Genomic DNA, 18,404 nt, shown 5'->3' with positions numbered 1-18,404 from the left:
ACGGTCGAGAAGCCGAGCGAGGCGAGCGCCAGGCTCTGCGGTCCCGGTCCGCAGCCGAGGTCGGCCGCGAGCGTCCCGGCAGCGCCCGGGCGGACGCCGAGCTCGCCCAGGAGGCGCGCCTGGCCGTCCGCCACGGCGGTGATGTCACCGCCGAGCATCCAGGTGTAGTGCTCGGCGAGCAGCCGCTCGTAGTGGTCGATGGCACCGGTCATGAGATCCGCGGTCTCCTAGAGCTGAGGGAGGGGCTGACGCGCGCAGGCGTGCAGACGCCGCCGGGCCCTCTCCTCGGCGGCCCTCGCGGGAGTCACACCGTCGCGTTCCGCGGTGTCGAGCAGCTCCCCGACGGTCTGCTCGATGGCGAGGACCCGTGCGCGTGCCTCTTCGGGCCCGGCGTGGTGGAGTTCGGCGCTGACGGCCCCCACGACTCCGCCCGCGCCGACGACGTAGTCGGGCACCCAGACGATGCCGTGACGGTACATCAGTTCGGCGACGTCCGGGGCGGCGAGCTGGTTGTTGGCCGGACCGGCCACGGCCTTGCAGCGCAGGCGCGCCACCGACTCCCCGGTGAGCAGCGATCCGAGAGCCGCCGGGGACGACGATGTCGACATCCTCGGTGAGGAGCTCCTCCGGGTCGCGCCATGCCGCGCCCAGCGCGTCGGCCGTCGCGCGCCTGCCGGGGTCGATGTCGGTGACCGTCAACTCGGCTCCCTCGGCCGCGAGCAGCCGGGCGAGGTGCTCGCCGACCCGGCCCAGGCCGATCAGGGCGAGGCGGCGGCCGGCCAGGGCGGGTGTGCCGGGCAGCCGCCGGCCCACGGCCCGCAGCGCGGCGAGCGCACCCAGCGCGGTGTGCGGGGAGGAGTCCCCGCTTCCGCCGAGTTCGGCCGGCCGGCAGAACACATGCGGGGTGGTCTCGGCGATGACCGCCATGTCGGCAGGCCCGGTTCCGACGTCCGGGCCGGTCGCGTACGCCCCGTCCAGGGAGCCGATGACGTCGGCGACGTCCTGGAGCACGGCACGCCGTCGCTCCGCGCCGAGGCGTGTGCCTTCCGGCAGCGCGACCACCGTCTTCCCGCCGCCGCACGGCAGCCCGGCGACCGCCATCTTCAGGGTCATGCCCGCCGACAGACGCAGCGCGTCGGTGAGACCGTCACGCCAGTCCGGGTAGTGCCAGAGCCGCAGTCCGCCGGCCGCCGGGCCGAGCGCGGTGGAGTGAACGGCGAGGATCACCGGCAGCCCGGACCGGTGACCCACTCGGACGACAACCTGTTCGTGATCGAGCACGGGCCCGACCTCCTTCCGTTCGTGCGGGATACGACGCAACTCTTGTGCAAATGAACCGCGTTCAGGAGCTGTGCCGAACGAACGGTTGAAAGAGAGGTACCGTCTGCGGCCATGGACGAACTTGATTCGGAGATCGTGCGGCTTCTGCAGTCGGATGCGCGGCAATCCAACCGTGAACTCGCCCGGAAACTCGGTGTGGCACCCTCGACCTGTCTCGAACGGGTCCGGTCACTCACCCGGCGCGGAGTGATCCGCGGCTACCACGCCGACATCGACCCCGCCGCCCTCAACCGCGGCGCCCAGGCGCTCGTCTCGGTCCAGGTACGACCGCTCAACCGCACGGTGATCGACACCTTCAAGGCCTTCGCGAGCTCGCTGCCGGAAGTCCTCCACGTCTTCGTGCTCTCCGGCGGCGACGACTTCCTGCTCCATGTCGCCGTACAGGATCTCGACCGGCTGCACGCCTTCCTTGTCGACCGCCTCAGCAAGCGCGCCGAGATCACCGGTTTCCGCACCTCGATGATCTTCCAGCAGGTCAGCAACACCACCCCGGCGCACCTTCCCTCCTGATCCGGCATCAGCCGGCGTCCGCCCACCGGTCCGTGCGCCCAGGTGCCGTACCAGGGCCGGCCCGGTCAGCAGCGCGAGCAGAGCGCACACGCCGGGCCAGCCGTACCACGCGTAGGTGCGGGCGCCGAGCCAGGAACCGAGGCTGCCGCCGAGGTAGGCGCAGGTCATGTAGGCGGTGTTGAGGCGGCTGCGGACGTCCGCGGCGAGGGCGTAGATACGCACCTGGTTGGCGACCATGCCGGACTGCATGCCGACGTCCAGCAGCAGCGTGCCCGCCACCAGGGACAGCAGACCGGGGGTGCCGCCGAGGCCGCCGAAGGAGAGCACCGCCGCGGACGCGAGGACCAGGAGGAAGCAGACCAGGTTCACCGCGTAGGCACCGCGCCGGTCCACCACCCGGCCCGCGACCGGTGTGACCAGCATGGTCACCGCGTTGACCAGCGCGAGCAGCCCGACCGCGTCCGCGCCGAGCCGGTACGCCGGGCCCGTCAGCAACAACGCCATCCCGGTCCACACCGCGGAGAAACCGGCGAACACCGTCGCCTGGTAGAAGCAGGAGCGGCGCAGGGCCGGTTCACGGAAGAACAGGCGGACGGGCTCGGCCGCCAGGCGCGGGTAGCGCTGCCGGGACGGCGGGGCCGTGGGCGGGAGCGCGCGGGCCAGGAGCAGTGCGACCGCGAGGGTGAGCAGGGCCGCCAGGACGTACGGCGCCCGCCAGCCCAGCCGGTCGCCGAGGGCGCCGCCGGCCGTGCGGGAGAGCAGCATGCCCGCGAGGGACCCGCTCAGCAGGGTCCCGCCGACCGCGCCCCGCCGCTCCGGCGGCACCAGTCCGGCCGCCAGCGGTCCGGCCAGCGGGGCGATCACCGTGGCCGCGCCGACCAGCACGCTCGCCGCGAGCAGCGGCCCCAGCGCGGGCGCGGCGGCCGCGGCGCACAGACCGAGGGCGGTCACGGTGAGCAGGGTGACCAGCAGCGGGCGCGGTGGCAGCCGGTCGCCGAGCGGGACCAGCAGGAAGATGCCCGCCGCATAGCCGACCTGGGTCGCGGTCACGACCCCGGCCGCCGTGCCGGAGCAGACGCCGAGGCCCGCCGCCGCGAGCGGGACGACGGCCTGCGGGAAGTACACATTGCCGACCGCGACCCCGCAGGCGAGCGCCAGCAGCGGAACGAGCCGGGGGGTACGCTGCCCGGTGTGGTGATCCGTCATGTGCCGAAGTCCACGCCATGGGCGGACAGTTGGCGAACGATGTAGACGGGGGCTAAATGATCAGCTTCCGGCTCGGGGTCGACGACCTCGCCGACACCCGGTTCGCGATCTCCCCGCTCAGCCAGCTGATGGAGAGCCTGCGCGTGCTGCGCGCCCCCGCCCTGCACCCCCTGCACCGCGGCTGGCGCCACACTGTGCTCGACGCCCTCGCCCCCGCCGACCGGCCCCTGCTGTCGGCCCTGGTCGGCCCGACCCTCGCCCTGCCCGACTTCCTGACGCCCCGGCCCACCGCGTACGCCCCCACCCTGGACGAGGAGCTGACCGCCGTACGGGCCACGCCCCCGGACGTCGTACGACTGGACCTGCGCGCCGCGCACGCCCCGCGCCCGCTGCCCGCCGCGCTGCACCCGGCCACCGCGCCCGGCGACGGCCCCGTCCTCGAACTCCTCGACGCCCTCTGCTCGTTGCTGCGCCGCTACTGGCAGACGGCACTGCTGCCGTACTGGCCGCGGATCCGGCTCGTCCTGGAGTCCGACATCACCCACCGCGCGGGACAGCTGGCCACCGGCGGCGCCCGGTCGCTGTTCTCCGGTCTGCACCCGAACCTCGGCTGGCGGGACGGTGTGCTGAGTGTCGACAAGATGATCGGCCGGCACGCCGTCGACGGCGCCGGGCGGGGGCTGCGGCTGGTCCCCTCGGTGTTCGCGCACAAGCCGGCGCCCCCGATCAGCGCCGACGCGCCGCCGATGCTCGCCTACCCGGGCCGGGGCACGGCGACCCTGTGGGAACCGGAACCCGCGCCCGGCGCCTCCGCGCTCACCGCCCTGCTCGGCGCACCCCGCACCACCCTCCTGCGGCTGCTCGCGGAGCCCCTGCCCACGGTGGAACTCGCCCGCCGGCTGGGCGTGACCCCGAGCGCGGTCTCCCAGCACCTGCGGGTATTGGACGCCACGGGTCTGGTGACCCGCGCCCGGGACGGCCGGCGGGTGCTGTACCGGCGCAGTGCGCTGGGGGAGCGGCTGGTGTCGGGGTGACGGCCGTGACAGGGGGAGGACGAGTGCGCGCGGACCCCGCGAAGAAGGGACCGGACGGATAAGGGGCCGGACGGATCCGGCCCCTTATCGGTGTGTGCGGCTCAGGCGGCCGCGGTCTCGCCCACGTTGCCGTGCAGACGGGCGACGACCTCGGTGAGCTGGGCGGCGACCTCGGTGTCGTCGACCGGGTGGGTCTCGGCGAAGCGGGACATCGAGCCGGGGATGGACAGCTTGATGTCCTCGATCACCTTGCCACCGGCGATGCCCACGGCCTTGCGGGCCTCGTCCTGCGCCCACACCCCGCCGTACTGGCCGAAGGCGGTGCCGATCACGGCGACGGGCTTGCCACCGAAGGCGCCGGCGCCGTACGGGCGGGACAGCCAGTCGATGGCGTTCTTCAGGACGGCCGGGATGGTGCCGTTGTACTCGGGGGAGAACAGCAGGAACGCGTCGGCGGCCTGCGCGGCCTCGCGCAGCTTCACGGCCGTGGCCGGGACGCCGCCCTCGACGTCGATGTCCTCGTTGTAGAAGGGGATCTCGGCCAGGCCCTCGAACAGCACGACCTCCGCGCCCTCGGGAGCGAGCTTGACGGCGGCTTCGGCGAGCTGGCGGTTGTGCGAACCGGCGCGAAGGCTGCCGACAAGCGCGAGAATGCGAACAGACATGGGAACTCCAAGAGGCTGAAACGTCGCCGTTACGATCCGGACCAAGGTCCGCTTAGTTTTTCTATCACCCTAACCGGACCGCGGTCCAGTTTTCTTCCCGATGCCTTACGCTGTCTTCATGTCCCGCGCCCTGCCGTCCTTCCCGCCGCCTCCAGAGCCCATCGACGTGCCCCAGTTGCTCGAGGTCGGCACGGCGGCCGAGGAGCCCTGCCTGCGCGCCGACGCGGCACGCAACCGGGCCCGCCTGCTGGAGGCCGCCGCCCGGCTGATCGCGCAGCACGGGGTGGCCGGCGTCACCATGGAGGCGGTGGCGGCCGCGGCCCAGGTGGGCAAGGGGACCGTCTTCCGCCGCTTCGGCGACCGCACGGGGCTGCTGATGGCCCTGCTCGACCACTCCGACCGCAAGCTGCAGGCCGACTTCCTGGGCGGGCCCCCGCCGCTGGGTCCCGGAGCGCCGCCCCTGGAACGCCTGCGCGCGTTCGGCGTCGCGGTGCTGTACCGCTATGCCGAGCAGCTCGACCTGCTGCTGGCCGCCCAGACGGAACCCACCCGCAGGCTCTCCCACCCGGCGGTCGGCGCGCTGCGGACGCACGTCACGATGCTGCTGCGGCAGATCGTGCCGGGCGCCGACTGCGAACTGCTCTCCCAGACCCTGCTCGCCTCGCTCGACCCCGCCGTCATCCACTACCAGACCCGGCGGTGCGGGATGCCCATGCAGCGGCTGGAGGCCGGCTGGATCGACCTGGTCGCCCGCGTGACCGGAACCCGCCCGCCGCACTGAACGCCGTTCGGCCGGCCTCAGCCCGGCTGGTTGCCGCCCGCGAACATGTCCAGCAGCCCCTGCGGCGCGTCCCCCCGGAACAGCACCGCGCCGTTCTCCGCCGACTCCGCCGCCGACACCTGCGCACGCCGGAACATCCGCTCCTCGTAGGCGGCCAGCGCCGCCTCGGTGTCCCCGGGGTGCGCGGCCAGCGCGAGGCCCAGTTCGGCGCCGTCGAGCAGCGCCAGATTCGCGCCCTCGCCCGCGAACGGCGACATCAGATGGGCCGCGTCCCCGAGCAGCGTGACCCCGGGAACCCGGTCCCAGCGGTGGCCGACCGGCAGGGCGTGGATCCGCCGGGGCACCAGCGCGCCGTCCGCGTCGGCGACCAGGGCCCGCAGGCTCTCGTCCCAGCCGCCGAACTCCTTCAGTACGGCCTCCTTCGCCGCCTCGGTGTCGCCGAAGTCGATGCCGTCCAGCCAGTCCTCCGGCGCCTCGACGGCCGCGTACACATGCAGACTGCCGTCGGTCTCGCGGTGCGCGAGGAACCCCCGGCCCGCGCCCAGCGCGAAGAGCATCCCGCCGCCGACGACCGCCGCGCTCGCCGGATGCCGACGGTCGGCCTCCGTCAGATCCGCCTCGACGAACGACACACCCGTGTACGCGGGTTGGGCGGAGGTGAGCAGCGGGCGGATCCGGGACCAGGCGCCGTCCGCGCCGACCAGCAGATCCGTGGTGAACGCGGTGCCGTCGGCGAGGCTCACCTCGTGCCGGCCGTCGCCCAGCGGGCGGGCGCCGGTGACCTTGGCACCCCAGCGGACCGTGCCCTCGGGCAGCGAGCCGAGCAGCAGTTCGCGCAGGTCGCCGCGGTCGATCTCGGGCCGGCCGCCCAAGCCGTCGTCGTCCTCGGCTAGCCGGACGGTGGCGTGCCGGTCCAGGACCCGCATGGCCTGGCCGCCGGGATGGACGTACGTCAGGAACTCCTCGTGCAGCCCGGCGGCCCGCAGCGCCTCCTGGCCGGAGTCGTCGTGGATGTCGAGCATGCCGCCCTGGACCCGGGCGGCCGGTGCGCGGTCGAGGTCGAAGACGGCGGCCTGGATGCCGTGCACGTGCAGGACGCGGGCGAGCGCGAGCCCGCCGAGGCCCGCGCCGACGACGGCTGTCTCGTGGTGGGGAAGGCTGGTGGTCATGGGTGCCTCCGGAGGGGTCAGTCGGGTACGGCGGTGTGCTCGATGCCGTTGATCAGGGTCTGGAAGGCCCACGACACGCGGGCCTCGGGGGTGCCGGAGAGCAGCGCCTCGGCGCTCTGGGCGATGTGCGGGTGGGTGGCGGCCGGCGCCTCGCGCAGAGCGCTGGCCAGCGCCTGCCACTCGTCGGGGGACTCCTCCCCGGCGTGCTCGGCGGCGGTCGCGGTGGCATGCTGCAGCAGCAGGTCGACGCCCCACGCCGCCTGGGCGCGCGGCACCCCGCCCGACTGGAGCAGGTCCAGCAGGGTCTCGATGAGGCGCAGATAGTGCGGGCCGCTGGGCCGCGCGGTCAGCGCCGAGCGGGCGAGGCTCGGATGCTCCAGGAGCATCGCGGTGTAGGCGGTGAGCACCCGCTCCAGCCGCTCCCGCCAGCCGCCCTCGGCCGGGGCCGGGGCGATCGTGCCCAGCAGCTCGTCCAGGACGGCCGCGTGCAGTTCGTCGGTGTTGCGGACGTAGACGTACAGCGAGGCCGGACCGGTGTCGAGTTCCTGCGCGAGGCGCCGCATGGTCACCTTGCGCAGCCCTTCCGCGCGCAGGATCGCGACGGCGGCGGTGACGATGCCCTCCCGGGTCAGGGCGGGCTTGGCGGGGCGTTCACGACGGGAGCGGGGAGAAGCGGTCATGTGTCCACGGTAACGAACATGTTCGTCGCGAACAAGTTCGTCACGAACGCGTTCATGGAAAGGCTTGGCGCACGCGGTTTCGTCGAACGGTGAACCACACCGCCCCGCCTCTTCCCGGCCCCGCCCCCTCTGCCAAGATGCGGTCTGTCATGGTGCAGATACCGAACACGCCCACGAGTGCCGACGTCGCCCGCCTGGCCGGCGTCTCGCGCGCGACCGTGTCCTATGTCCTCAACAACACCAGCGCCGTGCGGATAAGCGAACCGACGCGCCGGCGCGTGCACGAGGCCGCGCGGGAACTGGGATACGTCCCCCATGCCGCCGCCCGCAGTCTGCGCGCCGGACACAGCCGCATGGTCCTCATGCCCGCCCCGGCGATCCCCGTGGGCCCGCTGTACAGCGGGTTCCTCAACGAGCTGCAGTGGGCGCTCGGCCGCCTGGACTACACCGTCGTCCAGTACGGCACCGTAGGCCTCCAGGGCGACGAAGCCGCCCGCGCCTGGGCGGAGTTGCGGCCGGTCGCCGTCCTGGTGCCCGGCGCGGAACTCGGGACGCAGGGCGTCAGGGTCCTCAAGCGCTCCGGGGCCCGGGCCGTGGTCACCCTCGGCCCCGAACGCGTCGACGGCGCGCACGCCCTGCTGATGGACCACGCCGCCGTCGGCCAGTGCGCGGGCGCCCATCTGCACGGCCGGGGCCGGCGCCGGATCGGTGTCGTGGTGCCCGAGGAGTCCGGCCTGGAGGCCTACTCCCGGCCCCGGCTCACCGGTGTACGCCAGGCGCTGCACGGCACGGACGCCGCCGTGACGGAGCTGCCGCTCGCCTACACCGAGGAATCCGCCGCCCGACTCGCCGCGAAATGGCGGGAGTTGGCCCTGGACGCGGTGTTCGCCTACAACGACGAGTACGCGATGCTGCTGATGCGCGCCTTGCAGGACGAGGGTCTGCGCATCCCCGAGGACGTGGCCGTGATCGGTGCCGACGACCTGATGCTCGGCCGGCTGCTGCGGCCCCGCCTCAGCACCGTCCACGTGGAACTGCCCTCGGGCCGCGACCTCGCCGAACTGGTCGACCGCGCGGTGCGCGACCCCGGCGGCGAGCCGGAGGTGCACAGGGTCCTCGGGGCCTCGGTGGTGCGGCGCGAGTCCACCTGACGGCGGACGCCGGGGTGCATGCCGGAGGGCACTCGACGCGAGCGGGGGTACACCTGGTGGCGGTGGCGGGGTTCCGGAGCGGCGTCATCGCGATGTAGTTTCGCGCTCAACAAGTAGCGTCGAGGGAAGCGTTCCGTACCGCGCCCGGCGACCGATCGGAGAGCCGTATGCCGCTGCTCGACCCGAAGACCTGGCAGGACCGCGGCCTGACCGGTCCCGTCCACACCGTCACCGAGCCCGCGACCGGGGAGGCGCTCGGCACCGTCACCCTCGCCGGCCCCGAGGACACCGGCCGCGCCGCGCGGGCCGCCCGCACCGCCCAGGCCGCCTGGGCCCGTGCACCGCACTTCCAGCGGGCCCAAGTGCTGCGCAGGGCAGGGGACTTGTTCACCGAGCAGGCCGGTGAACTGCGTGACTGGCTGGTCCGCGAGTCCGGATCCATCCCCGGCAAGGCGGACTTCGAGCTCCATGTGGCCGCCCAGGAGTGCTACGAGGCCGCCGCCCTCGCCTCCCGCCCGACCGGCCAGGTGCTGCCCAGCGAGGCGCCCCGGCTGTCGTACACCCGGCGGGTCCCGGTCGGCGTGGTGGGTGTGATCGCCCCGTTCAACGCGCCGCTCATCCTGTCCATCCGCTCCGTCGCGCCCGCCCTCGCGCTCGGCAACGCGGTGGTCCTGAAGCCGGATCCGCGCACCGCCGTCTGCGGCGGCCTCGCCCTCGCCGCCGTCTTCGCGGCGGCCGGCCTGCCGGAGGATCTGCTGCACGTGCTGCCCGGCGGCGCGGAGACGGGCCGGGCGCTGGTCGAGGACCCCCTCGTGCCCGTCATCTCCTTCACCGGTTCCACCGCGGCGGGCCGCGCCGTCGGGGAGGCGGCCGGCCGCCGGCTCAAGCGGGCCCACCTCGAACTCGGCGGAAACTCGGCCATGATCGTGCTGGAGGACGCCGACCTCGACGCCGTGATCTCCACGGCGGCCTGGGGCTCGTTCTTCCACCAGGGCCAGATCTGCATGACGACCGGACGCCACCTCGTCCACGCCTCGCTCTACGACGAGTACGTCCAACGCCTCGCCGCCAAGGCCGACTCGCTCACCGTCGGCGACCCCCACCGCGAGCAGGTCCACCTCGGCCCGGTCATCGACGCGGGACAGCTCGCCAAGATCGACGGCCTGGTGCGCACCAGCACCGCCCGCGGCGCGAAACTCGCCGCGGGCGGCACCCACGAACAGCTCTTCTACCGGCCGACCGTGCTCGCCGGCGCGGGCGACGACACGCCGGCCTACACCGAGGAGGTCTTCGGCCCGGTCGCGCCGGTCCGCTCCTTCGCCACCGCCGGCGAGGCGGCGGCGCTCGCCGCGGACGGCCCGTACGGCCTCTCCCTGGGCATCGTCACCAGGGACACCGCCCGGGCCCTCGACCTCGCCGAGCGGATCCCGACCGGCATCGTGCACATCAACGACCAGACGGTGAACGACGAGGCCGTGGCCCCGTTCGGCGGCGTCGCCGCGTCCGGCACCGGCGCCCGCTTCGGCGGCGAGGCCAACCTGGACGCCTTCACCGAGCTGCGCTGGACGACCGTACGCGGCGACGTGGCGCCGTACCCCTTCTAGGGACCAGCCGTACCGCTTCCAGGGACTACTGGGCGGTGCCCTCCTGGGCCTGCTGGGCCTCCTGGGCCGCGATGCTCCTGCGGACCTCGTCCATGTCCAGGTCCCGGGCCCGGCCGATGATGTCGGTCAGCGCGGGCTCGGGCAGGGCGCCCGGCTGGGCGTAGACGGCGACCTTGTCGCGGACGATCATCAGCGTCGGGATCGACTGGATGCCGAAGGCCGCGGCCAGCTCCGGCTGGGCCTCGGTGTCCACCTTGCCGAAGACCAGGTCCGGGTTGTCCACGGCGGCCTTCTCGTACACGGGTGCGAACTGGCGGCACGGCCCGCACCAGGCAGCCCAGAAATCGATCAGAACGAAGTCGTTGTCGGTGACCGTCTGATCGAAGTTGTCCTTGGTCAGCTCCACGGTGCTGCTCATGGCGTGAGTCCCTCTTCCTGGTGTGGGGTGTGCCGACGGCGGAAACACGGCCGCCGGGCCGCCTATTCCACACGTGCACGTCTGTAGTCCGCGCACGTACCCATGTGGCCGACGCGCACACCACCCACCAGACTGACCCCATGACGGAAACGGAATCCATCGCGTACGACGTCGTGGTGCTCGGGGCCGGTCCCGTGGGGGAGAACGTCGCCGACCGCACGCGCGCGGCCGGCCTCACCACCGCGATCGTGGAGAGCGAACTCGTCGGCGGCGAGTGCTCCTACTGGGCGTGCATGCCCAGCAAGGCCCTGCTCCGGCCGGTGATCGCCCAGGCGGACGCCCGCCACCTGCCCGGCCTCGCCCAGGCGGTCCGGGGCCCGCTCGACACCCCGGCCGTCCTCGCCCGCCGGGACGAGTACACCTCCCACTGGAAGGACGACGGTCAGGTCACCTGGCTCGACGGCATCGGCGCCGACCTCTACCGCGGCCAGGGTCGGCTCGCCGGTCCCCGCGCGGTCACCGTGACCGCCCCCGACGGCACGGTCACGACCCTCACCGCCCGCCATGCCGTCGCCGTCTCCACCGGCACCCGCGCCCAGCTGCCCGACCTGCCCGGCCTCCCTCAGGTGAAGCCCTGGACCAGCCGCGAGGCCACCAGCGCCAAGGCCGCCCCCGGCCGGCTGATCGTCGTCGGCGGCGGTGTCGTCGCCACCGAGATGGCCACCGCCTGGCAGGCCCTGGGCTCCCGGGTCACCCTGCTGGTGCGCGGCAAGGGCCTGCTGAACCGGATGGAGCCGTTCGCCGGCGAACTGGTCGCCGAGGCGCTCACCCAGGCGGGCGCCGACGTCCGCACCGGTACCTCCGTGGAGTCCGTCACCCGCGAGAACGGCACGGTGGTGGCCATCACCGCCGCCGGCGACCGGATCGAGGCCGACGAGATCCTCTTCGCCACCGGCCGCGCCCCGCACACCGACGACATCGGCCTCGACACCGTCGGCCTGGAACCGGGCTCCTGGCTGGACGTCGACGACACCCTCCGCGTCACCGGCACCGACTGGCTGTACGCCGTCGGCGATGTCAACCACCGCGCCCTGCTCACCCACCAGGGCAAGTACCAGGCCCGCATCGCCGGCGCGGCCATCGCCGCCCGCGCGGCCGGCGACCCCGTACCGGACGAGGCCTGGGGCGCGCACGTGGCCACCGCCGACCACCACGCCGTACCCCAGGTGGTGTTCACCGACCCCGAGGCCGCCGCGGTCGGCCTCTCCCTCGCCGAGGCGGAACAGGCGGGCCACCGCGTCCGCGCGGTCGACGTCGAGTTCTCCGCCGTCGCGGGCGCCGGCCTGTACGGCGACGGCTACAAGGGCCGCGCCCGCATGGTGGTCGACCTGGAGGACGAGATCCTGCGCGGCGTCACCTTCGTCGGCCCCGGCGTCGGCGAACTCATCCACTCGGCCACCGTCGCCGTCGCCGGCCGCGTCCCGGTCGGCCGCCTGTGGCACGCGGTCCCGTCCTACCCGACGCTGAGCGAGGTGTGGCTGCGGCTACTGGAGGCCTACCGCGACAACTGAGCCCGTGTCACCCGACGCCGAGGCGCTCCCGCCAGGAGCGGGACAGCCTCGGCCGCAGGAGGACGACTCCCTGCTGGGTGCCTACGGCGATGTCGAGGTGGGGGCTGTGGGGCGGGAACGCCAGGGAGCTCACGAGCGCCGGCAGCGGGGCCGACCAGACCTTCTCGCCGCTCTGAGGGTGACAGAGGGTCACTCCCTGGCCGTCGCTGACCGCCACCACGACCTCTCCGTTGGGCGCGTGACCGGTGCTCAGCGGGCCCGCCGCCCGGACCGGCAGCTCGCGGGGGCTCTCCGGGGCGTCGGCTTCCCAGACGACGACTCGCGCGAGCGGATCCTTCGCGTACGGCACGGGGACCGTGCAGACCAGGAGCGGGGTCCTGTCAGGACGTGCGGTCCACAGACTCCCCAGGCCGGGGGGAACGATGCGCCGTGCGGCCGCCCTCAGCGGCGGGCTGACCTCGTGGCGACGGCGGGTCACGAGGTCGATGACGCTCACGGAAGAGCCCACCGCGTGCTGGGCGAGCCACCGGGTTCCACCGCCGGTGTGGTGCGGCGACAGATGCTGGACACCATCCGCGACGGCGAGCGTGTCACCCGCGCGCCAGCCGTCGCCCGTGTGGACCCACAGCCTGCCGGTGGTTTCGCCGTCGGGAGGGGGCGGCGCGTCCTTCGCCCGCCGGGAGGAAGAGTGCTGCGTGCCGATGGGAAACTCCCAGTCGTCGGCCTGTCGTACGACGGTCACGAGCGTCACCTCGCCGGACAGCGAGGTGAACGCCGCCGATGCGCAGACGTCCCGCAGGGGGTTCACCGACCAGGGAAGCCCGGCCCAGTCCGGGTTGCCGGCAGGGGAGTCCAGCAGTTTGACCCGGCCGTGCAACGCGTCGAAGGCCACGAGACGCGGGCGGGATCGCCGACCCGTCGGAGGGAGGAGGTGAGCCGAGAAACGGGGCCCCGGGCCGCCCACGCCCTGCACATCGCTGAGCCTGGCCTCGCCCGGCGGAAGGAGCTCGGCCCATACGTAGCGGAACCCCCACTGTTCCCGGTCGACGGCCTTCGCGCGGTTGTCCATGAAGGTGTGCCTCGAGGCCACCAGGTCCAGGGTGCCGTCCTCCCCGGTGATGCACTCATCGATGTCGACACCGCTGAACGACGGCTCCGGCAACGGACGGCACACGATCCCGAAGGGCGTGGCCCCCGAGGAGTCCGGCACCGCGATGCGGGTGTACCCCGCGGAGACGGCCACCACGGCGTCGCGCGCCCCGGGCCAGGGGACCAGGGCGTCGACCTCGCCGGAGAATCCGCCTGCGCTCGCGGCCTGCGCCAGGCGTTCTTCGTGCGCTCCCCAGCGCCAGAGCCGGGCGGTGCCGTCGTTACCGACGGCGAGGATGTCGGGGTCCGACCCGTCCGGCCAGTCGAGCACACGGAGTGCGCACACCGCGCCCTCGGGCCCGAACAGCCGTGAGCCCACCGCCTTCCCCGTCGCGCAGTCCACGACCGTGACGGGCGTGAAGCCTCCGACGACGGCGTACACCTTCCCCTCGTACACCAACGGTGCCAGCAGGGACGCCCCGGCGACGCCCCGTCTCGCGGTGACACGACGCAACGGCGCGTCGAGCCGCTGCATGAGCAGGGCACCTCTTTCCTTGTCGACGAAGACCGGGTCGAGGCTGCTGCCGGCGGCGAACCGGCCGCGCCACCTCGTATCGACCTGCGCGAACATGGTCGTCTTCCCGGAGCCGACCGCCAGCAGCGTCACGAGTGAGGTGCCGCTGACCGCCACGACGGTTCCCTCGGGCGTCTCCACGCGGTCGGCAAGAGAGGCCCCGGTCAACTGGTCGAGCACCACCGTGCCCGGGCCGACCTCGTCCAGCGGATGCAGGGTGAGGCGTCCCTGCGGCTGGTCACACACCAGCAGGCACACCTGCCCGTCCCGCTGCGTCAGCCACGCGGCCGGGGATCGGTCGAGAGGCACCGGTGCAGGGCGCTCGACCTCGGCCACGGTCTCCAGGGCCGGCAGAGCCAGAACGGTCACCCTCTCCTCGTCGTCGCATACGACGACGGGCGTACCGTCAAAGAGCGTTCCCGCATCGGACAAATGCCGGTAGGTGCCGGGGTGCTTCCGGATCAGAGCCTGATCGGCCACGTCCCAGGTCCGCAGGGTGCCTTCGTCGTCCAGAGTGATCGCTTCCACCCGGCCCCACCGGTTGTGGACCACCGCGAAGCTCCGGACGTGCGCCGGATGGGGCAGCACGGTCGACCGGGACGGACCGTCGAGCTGCCACACGTGCACATGGGACGCCCGGGGCGGCGCGGCGAGCACCACGCGGCTTCCGTCGTGCAGAACCACATGTCTGATCAGCCAGTTGGGGCTGATCTCGCTGACCGAGTAGGCCTGCCCCTCGTGGCGTCCGATCACCCGGTGCGCGGTGATCGTCCGCGGTTCGACGCAGATGCGGCGCAACGAGGCCGAGATGCGTTCGGCACGTTCGGCCAGCTCGCCCTGGCCGTAGGCGCGGGCCACGAAGGCCAGCAGGGCCGCGCGGTCGGTGCCGGCCTCGGAGGCGTTGTCCAGGATGAGGTAGGCGTACCGTTCGACGGCCATGGACCGGGACGGATGGCGCAGCGCCTGCCGGAGCGCCGGGAGCAGGCCGGCCGGATCGCACGCCACGACGAACGAGGCGTCCTCGATGAGCGTGTCGAGCGCACCCGAACCGGCCGCATGGGTGGCCAGATGGGCTCGGACGTAGGGCTGCGCACGGACCCAGTCCCGGTCCGGGACGCTCTCCAGGAGCGTGTCCACGAAGCACTCCTGGATCTCCGCCAGGTCGCGGTACTTCAGGGCACGGCTTCTCAGGTGGTCCGTCAGCTCCTGGTGGTACAGCCGGAAGTAGCGGGCTCCGTCCTGGTGGCCCTGGGCGAGGTAGGAGCCGTCCTCGCGCAGCAGCAGATCGACATCGGCCTGGACGAGAGCCATCCCGGAAAGCCGCGCCGCCACCGGCACCCAGATCCGGCGCGGCAGCCCGTTGCCCTCGCCGAACGCCAGGGCGGTGAGCAGCGCCGTCGTGGCGGCATGCCGGCCTGCCGGAAGCCGCTGCAGATACGCCTCGTACGCCCCGCCCACGTCGGAGGGAAGCTGCTCAGCCCAGCCGGGCACCGTCGTGTCGACGACCGGTCCGCGCAGCAGGGCGCTCGCGGTCATCCGGGCGACCAGGAAGCAGCGTCCCGCCCGGCGAGCCACCTCGTGCGCGACACGTCGGGCGACCATGGGACAGGGTGCGTACGGCGCCCCCGCCTCGTTGAGGATCTTCTCGACGTACTCGGCCGGGTCGGTGTCCTCGGTGTACGCACGCTCGTCCAGGTCGATGACCGGTACCCGGTCGCCCAGATGGGGGAGCAGCTCGCGCCGCGAGCCGATCAGCAGCCGGACGCAGGCCACGGCGGCGAGCGGCCGCAGGAGTTCCCAGGCGATACGGCGGGCCTCCGACTTGTCGCCGCCCGGCCCCGCCTCGTCGAGGGAGTCGACCACGATCCGGAAGGGCCGTTCACGGCGCGCCAGCGCCGTGAACAGGGCGACGGGCGTGGCGGCGCTGATGTCCGCCGCCGCGGCGACCCGGCCCACCAGTGCCTCCAAGGTCTGATGGCGGGCGTTCAGGGCAGCGTCGGCGCAGCCCTCCAGCACCAGCCGGCCGAGGACCGCAGACTTGCCCGAGCCCGGGTCGGCCGTCACGACGAGCGGCCCGCCCGGTCCCTGACCCGACAGGTGGGCCCGCGCCTCGCGCAGCGCTCGCTCGCGGCCGGTGAAGTAGGAACCGGGATCGTGGACATGCTCGACGCCACGGCCCCGGGGCTCGAAATGCGTCGAGAGGTCCTCGCACTCCCCGCGGGTCCGTCCGTCCGGGACGATCTCGGCGAGCGGGTCGAAGGCCGCGTTCGGGAAGAACGGCGGGTGCTCGGACTGGTCGACGGAGGAACACGCGGCCCGCTGGGCGCGTCCGGTGTCGATGAACGCCTGGTTGACGCGTTCGGCGAGCACGCTCGGCGCCAGGTGCCGCTGCGAGGGCCCGTCGCCTCGCGTGCAGGCCTTCGCCAGTTCCGCGACGAACGCCCCGTCCTCGGACAGGTCGCGATGGCGGGCCGAGGCGAGCAGCCAGGTGCCCGCGCCGAAGTCGTCGCCCCGCGCTCTGCCCGCGACGATGCCGTTGGTGATCGAGGCGATCTCGGCGGTGGCAGCGGCCGCGTGACAGGCGTCCACGATGAACAGGACGTTGCGCACCGGCGATGTCGCGAGGATCTCGGCGAGGTTCGGCAGGGACAGCCATGACCGGGGCCGCCCCGGCTCGCTGCCGGCGCAGGCGAGCCGGTACTGGCCGGCCGGGCCCCGCTCCCCGTGCCCGGCGTAGTACACGACGACGATGTCCTCGGACGTGAGACCGGGGCCACGGCACCAGTCGGCCAGGGCGTTCTCGACATCCTCGGCGGCGGGGTCCCGCGAGACGGAGCCGAGGATCCGCCGGTATCCCAGCGACGTGAACAGCTCCGTCGCTCGCTCCACGTCCTCGTGGACCAGCGGCAGTTCGGGCGCGGCGCGGTAGTGACGGGTCCCCGCCGCGACGAGGTACCGCATCAATCCGCCTCCGGCAGCAGCCCGGTGGCGATGGCCCGGCCCGTCTCCACGGCGGTCAGATAGCGGGTCGCGTCATGCATGTGGCTGCCGTTGTCCACGAGCACATCGTCCACCGCGTCCCCGAAGGCGGGCCGCAGCTCCCGTACGACCGCCACGATGTCGGTCACGTCGGCGACGTTCGTCCAGGCCCGCAGCGGTTTCGGCCACACGGCTCGGCGTTCTGGGGGGACGGGATCGAGCCGGTCCAGCACGAGGGCGCGCATGCCGAGAGGGGAGCCGAGGGTGACCAGCATGCGCACGTCCCAGTCGCGGTTGCGCTCCGGATCGCACAGCGTCTCGTACGCGACGACCGAGCCCAGCGAATGCGCCACGACGGCCCGTGTCCGCGGGGTGATGCGCGCCGCCAGCCGGTCGCGGGCCGCCTGCCGCACGGCCTCGTCGGTGAGGTAGCCGGTCAGCTGCTTCAGGCTGCCGATCAGCGCCCGGTCCAGGACGCCGCGCAGACAGCGGGCGCCGGTCAGCGCGTCGAGGGCCGCCCGGACGGCGTTCAGGCGCAGGGAACGGGAGGCCGCCCAGCCGGCCGGTCCCCGGGTGCCCGGCGCGTCGGGCGCCGGGACCTGCGGGTCCGTGCGGGCCGCCGCGGCCCACCACTCCATGAGGAGCGCGAACTCCTCGTCGGTCTCGATGTCGGCCTCGTCGTAGGGCGGTTCGCCCAGGGAACGTGTGCCGCGGGGCCGGAACAGGTCGCCGTAGAACGCCACCGCGACCTCGTCGTACGACGGTACGGGCCCGCCCGCGAGCCGTATCCCGCCGAGGAGTTCGGGGACCACGTCCCGGGCCAGCGAGTCCTCGCTCAGATACTGCTTGCCGACGCCGTGCACGAAGACGACCTTGCTCAAGACCCCTCCCCGAGTGAGGGCACAAGGTTACGCGGTGTCAGGACCTACGGGAGGGCGAAGCCGAGGGCCTCCGCCGCCTTCTGCGGGGTCGGCCGGTTCCACAGCGCGGCCACCGCCTCGTTCGTCGACAGGGAGCGCAGTTCGGCACGGTCCAGATAGAGCCTGCCGTCCAGATGGTCCGTCTCGTGCTGGACGATCCGGGCGGGCCACCCCGTGAACAACTCGTCCAGCTCGTGGCCCTGCTCGTCCTGGCCGCGCAGCCGCACCTCGGCGTGCCGGGCCACCACCGCCTGCCATCCCGGCACGCTCAGGCAGCCCTCGAAGAACGCGGCACGAGCGCTGCCGACGGGCTCGTACACCGGATTGACCAGGACCCGGAACGGCTGCGGGATGCGGCCCCGGGCCACCGCGACCTCCTCGGGCACCGGCGCCGGATCCTCCATGACGGCGATCCGCAGCTCCACACCGACCTGCGGCGCGGCGAGGCCCACGCCGGGCGCGGCGTGCATGGTTTCACGCAGGGCCTCGACGAAGCGGGCGAGCAGGGCGGGGCCGAGCTCGCCGTCGTACGGCTCGGTGCCGCGTCGCAGCACCGGCTGCCCGGCGGCGACGATGGGCAAGGGGCCGCCGGCGGCGAGGAGTTCCTCGACGCGCTCGGCGAGCGGTGCGTGATCGCGGGGAGGTGCCATCGCGTCAGCATGCCATGCCACCCCGGCCGCCGGGGGGTGCCTGGGCCGAGGTGCCGCCGTAC

Annotated in this window: 14 protein-coding genes and 2 pseudogenes; 6 read left to right on the top strand and 10 right to left on the bottom strand. The window is 73.4% G+C overall.

Going from position 1 to position 18,404, the window contains the following annotated elements; all coding sequences use genetic code 11:
* Positions 1 to 227: 227 nt before the first annotated feature.
* Together BFF78_RS47870 and BFF78_RS50020 are read right to left on the bottom strand one after the other, a co-directional pair.
* Positions 228 to 554 (bottom strand): Rossmann-fold NAD(P)-binding domain-containing protein, encoded by a 327-nt coding sequence (locus BFF78_RS47870; RefSeq protein ID WP_227026200.1) that lies wholly within the window; start codon positions 552 to 554, stop codon positions 228 to 230.
* 100 nt (positions 555 to 654) lie between these two features.
* Positions 655 to 1,227 (bottom strand): annotated as a pseudogene (locus BFF78_RS50020) (Glu/Leu/Phe/Val dehydrogenase dimerization domain-containing protein); the annotation flags it as partial.
* A gap of 165 nt (positions 1,228 to 1,392) precedes the next feature.
* On the opposite strand from BFF78_RS50020, the gene BFF78_RS42625 reads away from it, so the two are divergent.
* Entirely contained in the window at positions 1,393 to 1,851 is a 459-nt protein-coding gene (locus tag BFF78_RS42625; protein ID WP_079161142.1) for an Lrp/AsnC family transcriptional regulator, read from the top strand.
* Positions 1,852 to 2,157: 306 nt separating this feature from the next.
* On the opposite strand, the pseudogene BFF78_RS04670 reads toward BFF78_RS42625, so the two are convergent.
* Positions 2,158 to 3,057, bottom strand: a pseudogene (locus BFF78_RS04670) (MFS transporter); the annotation flags it as partial.
* Between the two features lie 56 nt (positions 3,058 to 3,113).
* Between BFF78_RS04670 and BFF78_RS04665 the strand changes: the two are divergent.
* A complete protein-coding gene (locus tag BFF78_RS04665) occupies positions 3,114 to 4,091 on the top strand; it encodes an ArsR/SmtB family transcription factor (RefSeq protein ID WP_069777088.1) in 978 nt (325 codons plus the stop codon).
* Positions 4,092 to 4,192: 101 nt separating this feature from the next.
* On the opposite strand, the gene BFF78_RS04660 is transcribed toward BFF78_RS04665, so the two are convergent.
* Positions 4,193 to 4,756, bottom strand: a complete 564-nt coding sequence (locus BFF78_RS04660; RefSeq protein WP_069777087.1) for an NADPH-dependent FMN reductase — start codon at positions 4,754 to 4,756, stop codon at positions 4,193 to 4,195.
* A 100-nt stretch (positions 4,757 to 4,856) separates the two neighbouring features.
* Between BFF78_RS04660 and BFF78_RS04655 the strand changes: the two genes are divergently transcribed.
* Entirely contained in the window at positions 4,857 to 5,537 is a 681-nt protein-coding gene (locus BFF78_RS04655) for a TetR/AcrR family transcriptional regulator (RefSeq protein WP_193433411.1), read from the top strand.
* 17 nt (positions 5,538 to 5,554) lie between these two features.
* Here BFF78_RS04655 and BFF78_RS04650 read toward each other — a convergent pair whose 3' ends face one another.
* A complete protein-coding gene (locus tag BFF78_RS04650; protein ID WP_069777086.1) occupies positions 5,555 to 6,706 on the bottom strand; it encodes an FAD-dependent oxidoreductase in 1,152 nt (383 codons plus the stop codon).
* A gap of 17 nt (positions 6,707 to 6,723) precedes the next feature.
* A complete protein-coding gene (locus BFF78_RS04645) occupies positions 6,724 to 7,386 on the bottom strand; it encodes a TetR/AcrR family transcriptional regulator (RefSeq protein ID WP_069777085.1) in 663 nt (220 codons plus the stop codon).
* Positions 7,387 to 7,535: 149 nt separating this feature from the next.
* Between BFF78_RS04645 and BFF78_RS04640 the strand changes: the two genes are divergently transcribed.
* A complete protein-coding gene (locus tag BFF78_RS04640; RefSeq protein ID WP_069777084.1) occupies positions 7,536 to 8,537 on the top strand; it encodes a LacI family DNA-binding transcriptional regulator in 1,002 nt (333 codons plus the stop codon).
* Between the two features lie 167 nt (positions 8,538 to 8,704).
* On the top strand, positions 8,705 to 10,141 hold the full coding sequence (locus tag BFF78_RS04635) for an aldehyde dehydrogenase family protein (protein WP_069777083.1): 1,437 nt from the start codon (positions 8,705 to 8,707) through the stop codon (positions 10,139 to 10,141).
* Positions 10,142 to 10,166: 25 nt separating this feature from the next.
* Here the strand turns inward: BFF78_RS04635 and trxA are convergent, their stop codons facing one another.
* Positions 10,167 to 10,559 carry a thioredoxin gene (trxA, locus tag BFF78_RS04630; RefSeq protein WP_069777082.1) on the bottom strand — a complete coding sequence of 131 codons (393 nt, stop codon included), beginning with the start codon at positions 10,557 to 10,559 and terminating at the stop codon, positions 10,167 to 10,169.
* Positions 10,560 to 10,699: 140 nt separating this feature from the next.
* On the opposite strand from trxA, the gene BFF78_RS04625 reads away from it, so the two are divergent.
* The gene (locus BFF78_RS04625) at positions 10,700 to 12,130 is read left to right on the top strand and encodes a dihydrolipoyl dehydrogenase family protein (protein ID WP_069783382.1); all 1,431 of its coding nucleotides are present in this window, start codon (positions 10,700 to 10,702) and stop codon (positions 12,128 to 12,130) included.
* Between the two features lie 7 nt (positions 12,131 to 12,137).
* Here the strand turns inward: BFF78_RS04625 and BFF78_RS04620 are convergent, their stop codons facing one another.
* Genes BFF78_RS04620 through BFF78_RS04610 form a run of 3 tightly spaced genes read right to left on the bottom strand, consistent with a single transcriptional unit; the run spans position 12,138 to position 18,342 of the window.
* Complete coding sequence (locus BFF78_RS04620) at positions 12,138 to 16,754, bottom strand: caspase family protein (RefSeq protein ID WP_069777081.1); 4,617 nt, start codon at positions 16,752 to 16,754, stop codon at positions 12,138 to 12,140.
* Positions 16,754 to 17,653 carry an alpha/beta hydrolase family protein gene (locus BFF78_RS04615; protein WP_069777080.1) on the bottom strand — a complete coding sequence of 300 codons (900 nt, stop codon included), beginning with the start codon at positions 17,651 to 17,653 and terminating at the stop codon, positions 16,754 to 16,756. The genes BFF78_RS04620 and BFF78_RS04615 overlap by 1 nt, the downstream gene beginning before the upstream one ends.
* Before the next feature lie 44 nt (positions 17,654 to 17,697).
* Positions 17,698 to 18,342: a peptide deformylase gene (locus tag BFF78_RS04610; RefSeq protein ID WP_069777079.1), complete on the bottom strand. Its 645-nt coding sequence runs from the start codon at positions 18,340 to 18,342 to the stop codon at positions 17,698 to 17,700.
* Positions 18,343 to 18,404 lie beyond the last annotated feature (62 nt).

Origin of the sequence: Streptomyces fodineus (genome assembly GCF_001735805.1) — a bacterium.
Taxonomy (GTDB): domain Bacteria; phylum Actinomycetota; class Actinomycetes; order Streptomycetales; family Streptomycetaceae; genus Streptomyces; species Streptomyces fodineus.
The sequence above is the reverse complement of the archived record's forward strand: the minus strand, read 5'-3'. Positions and strand labels throughout refer to the sequence as shown.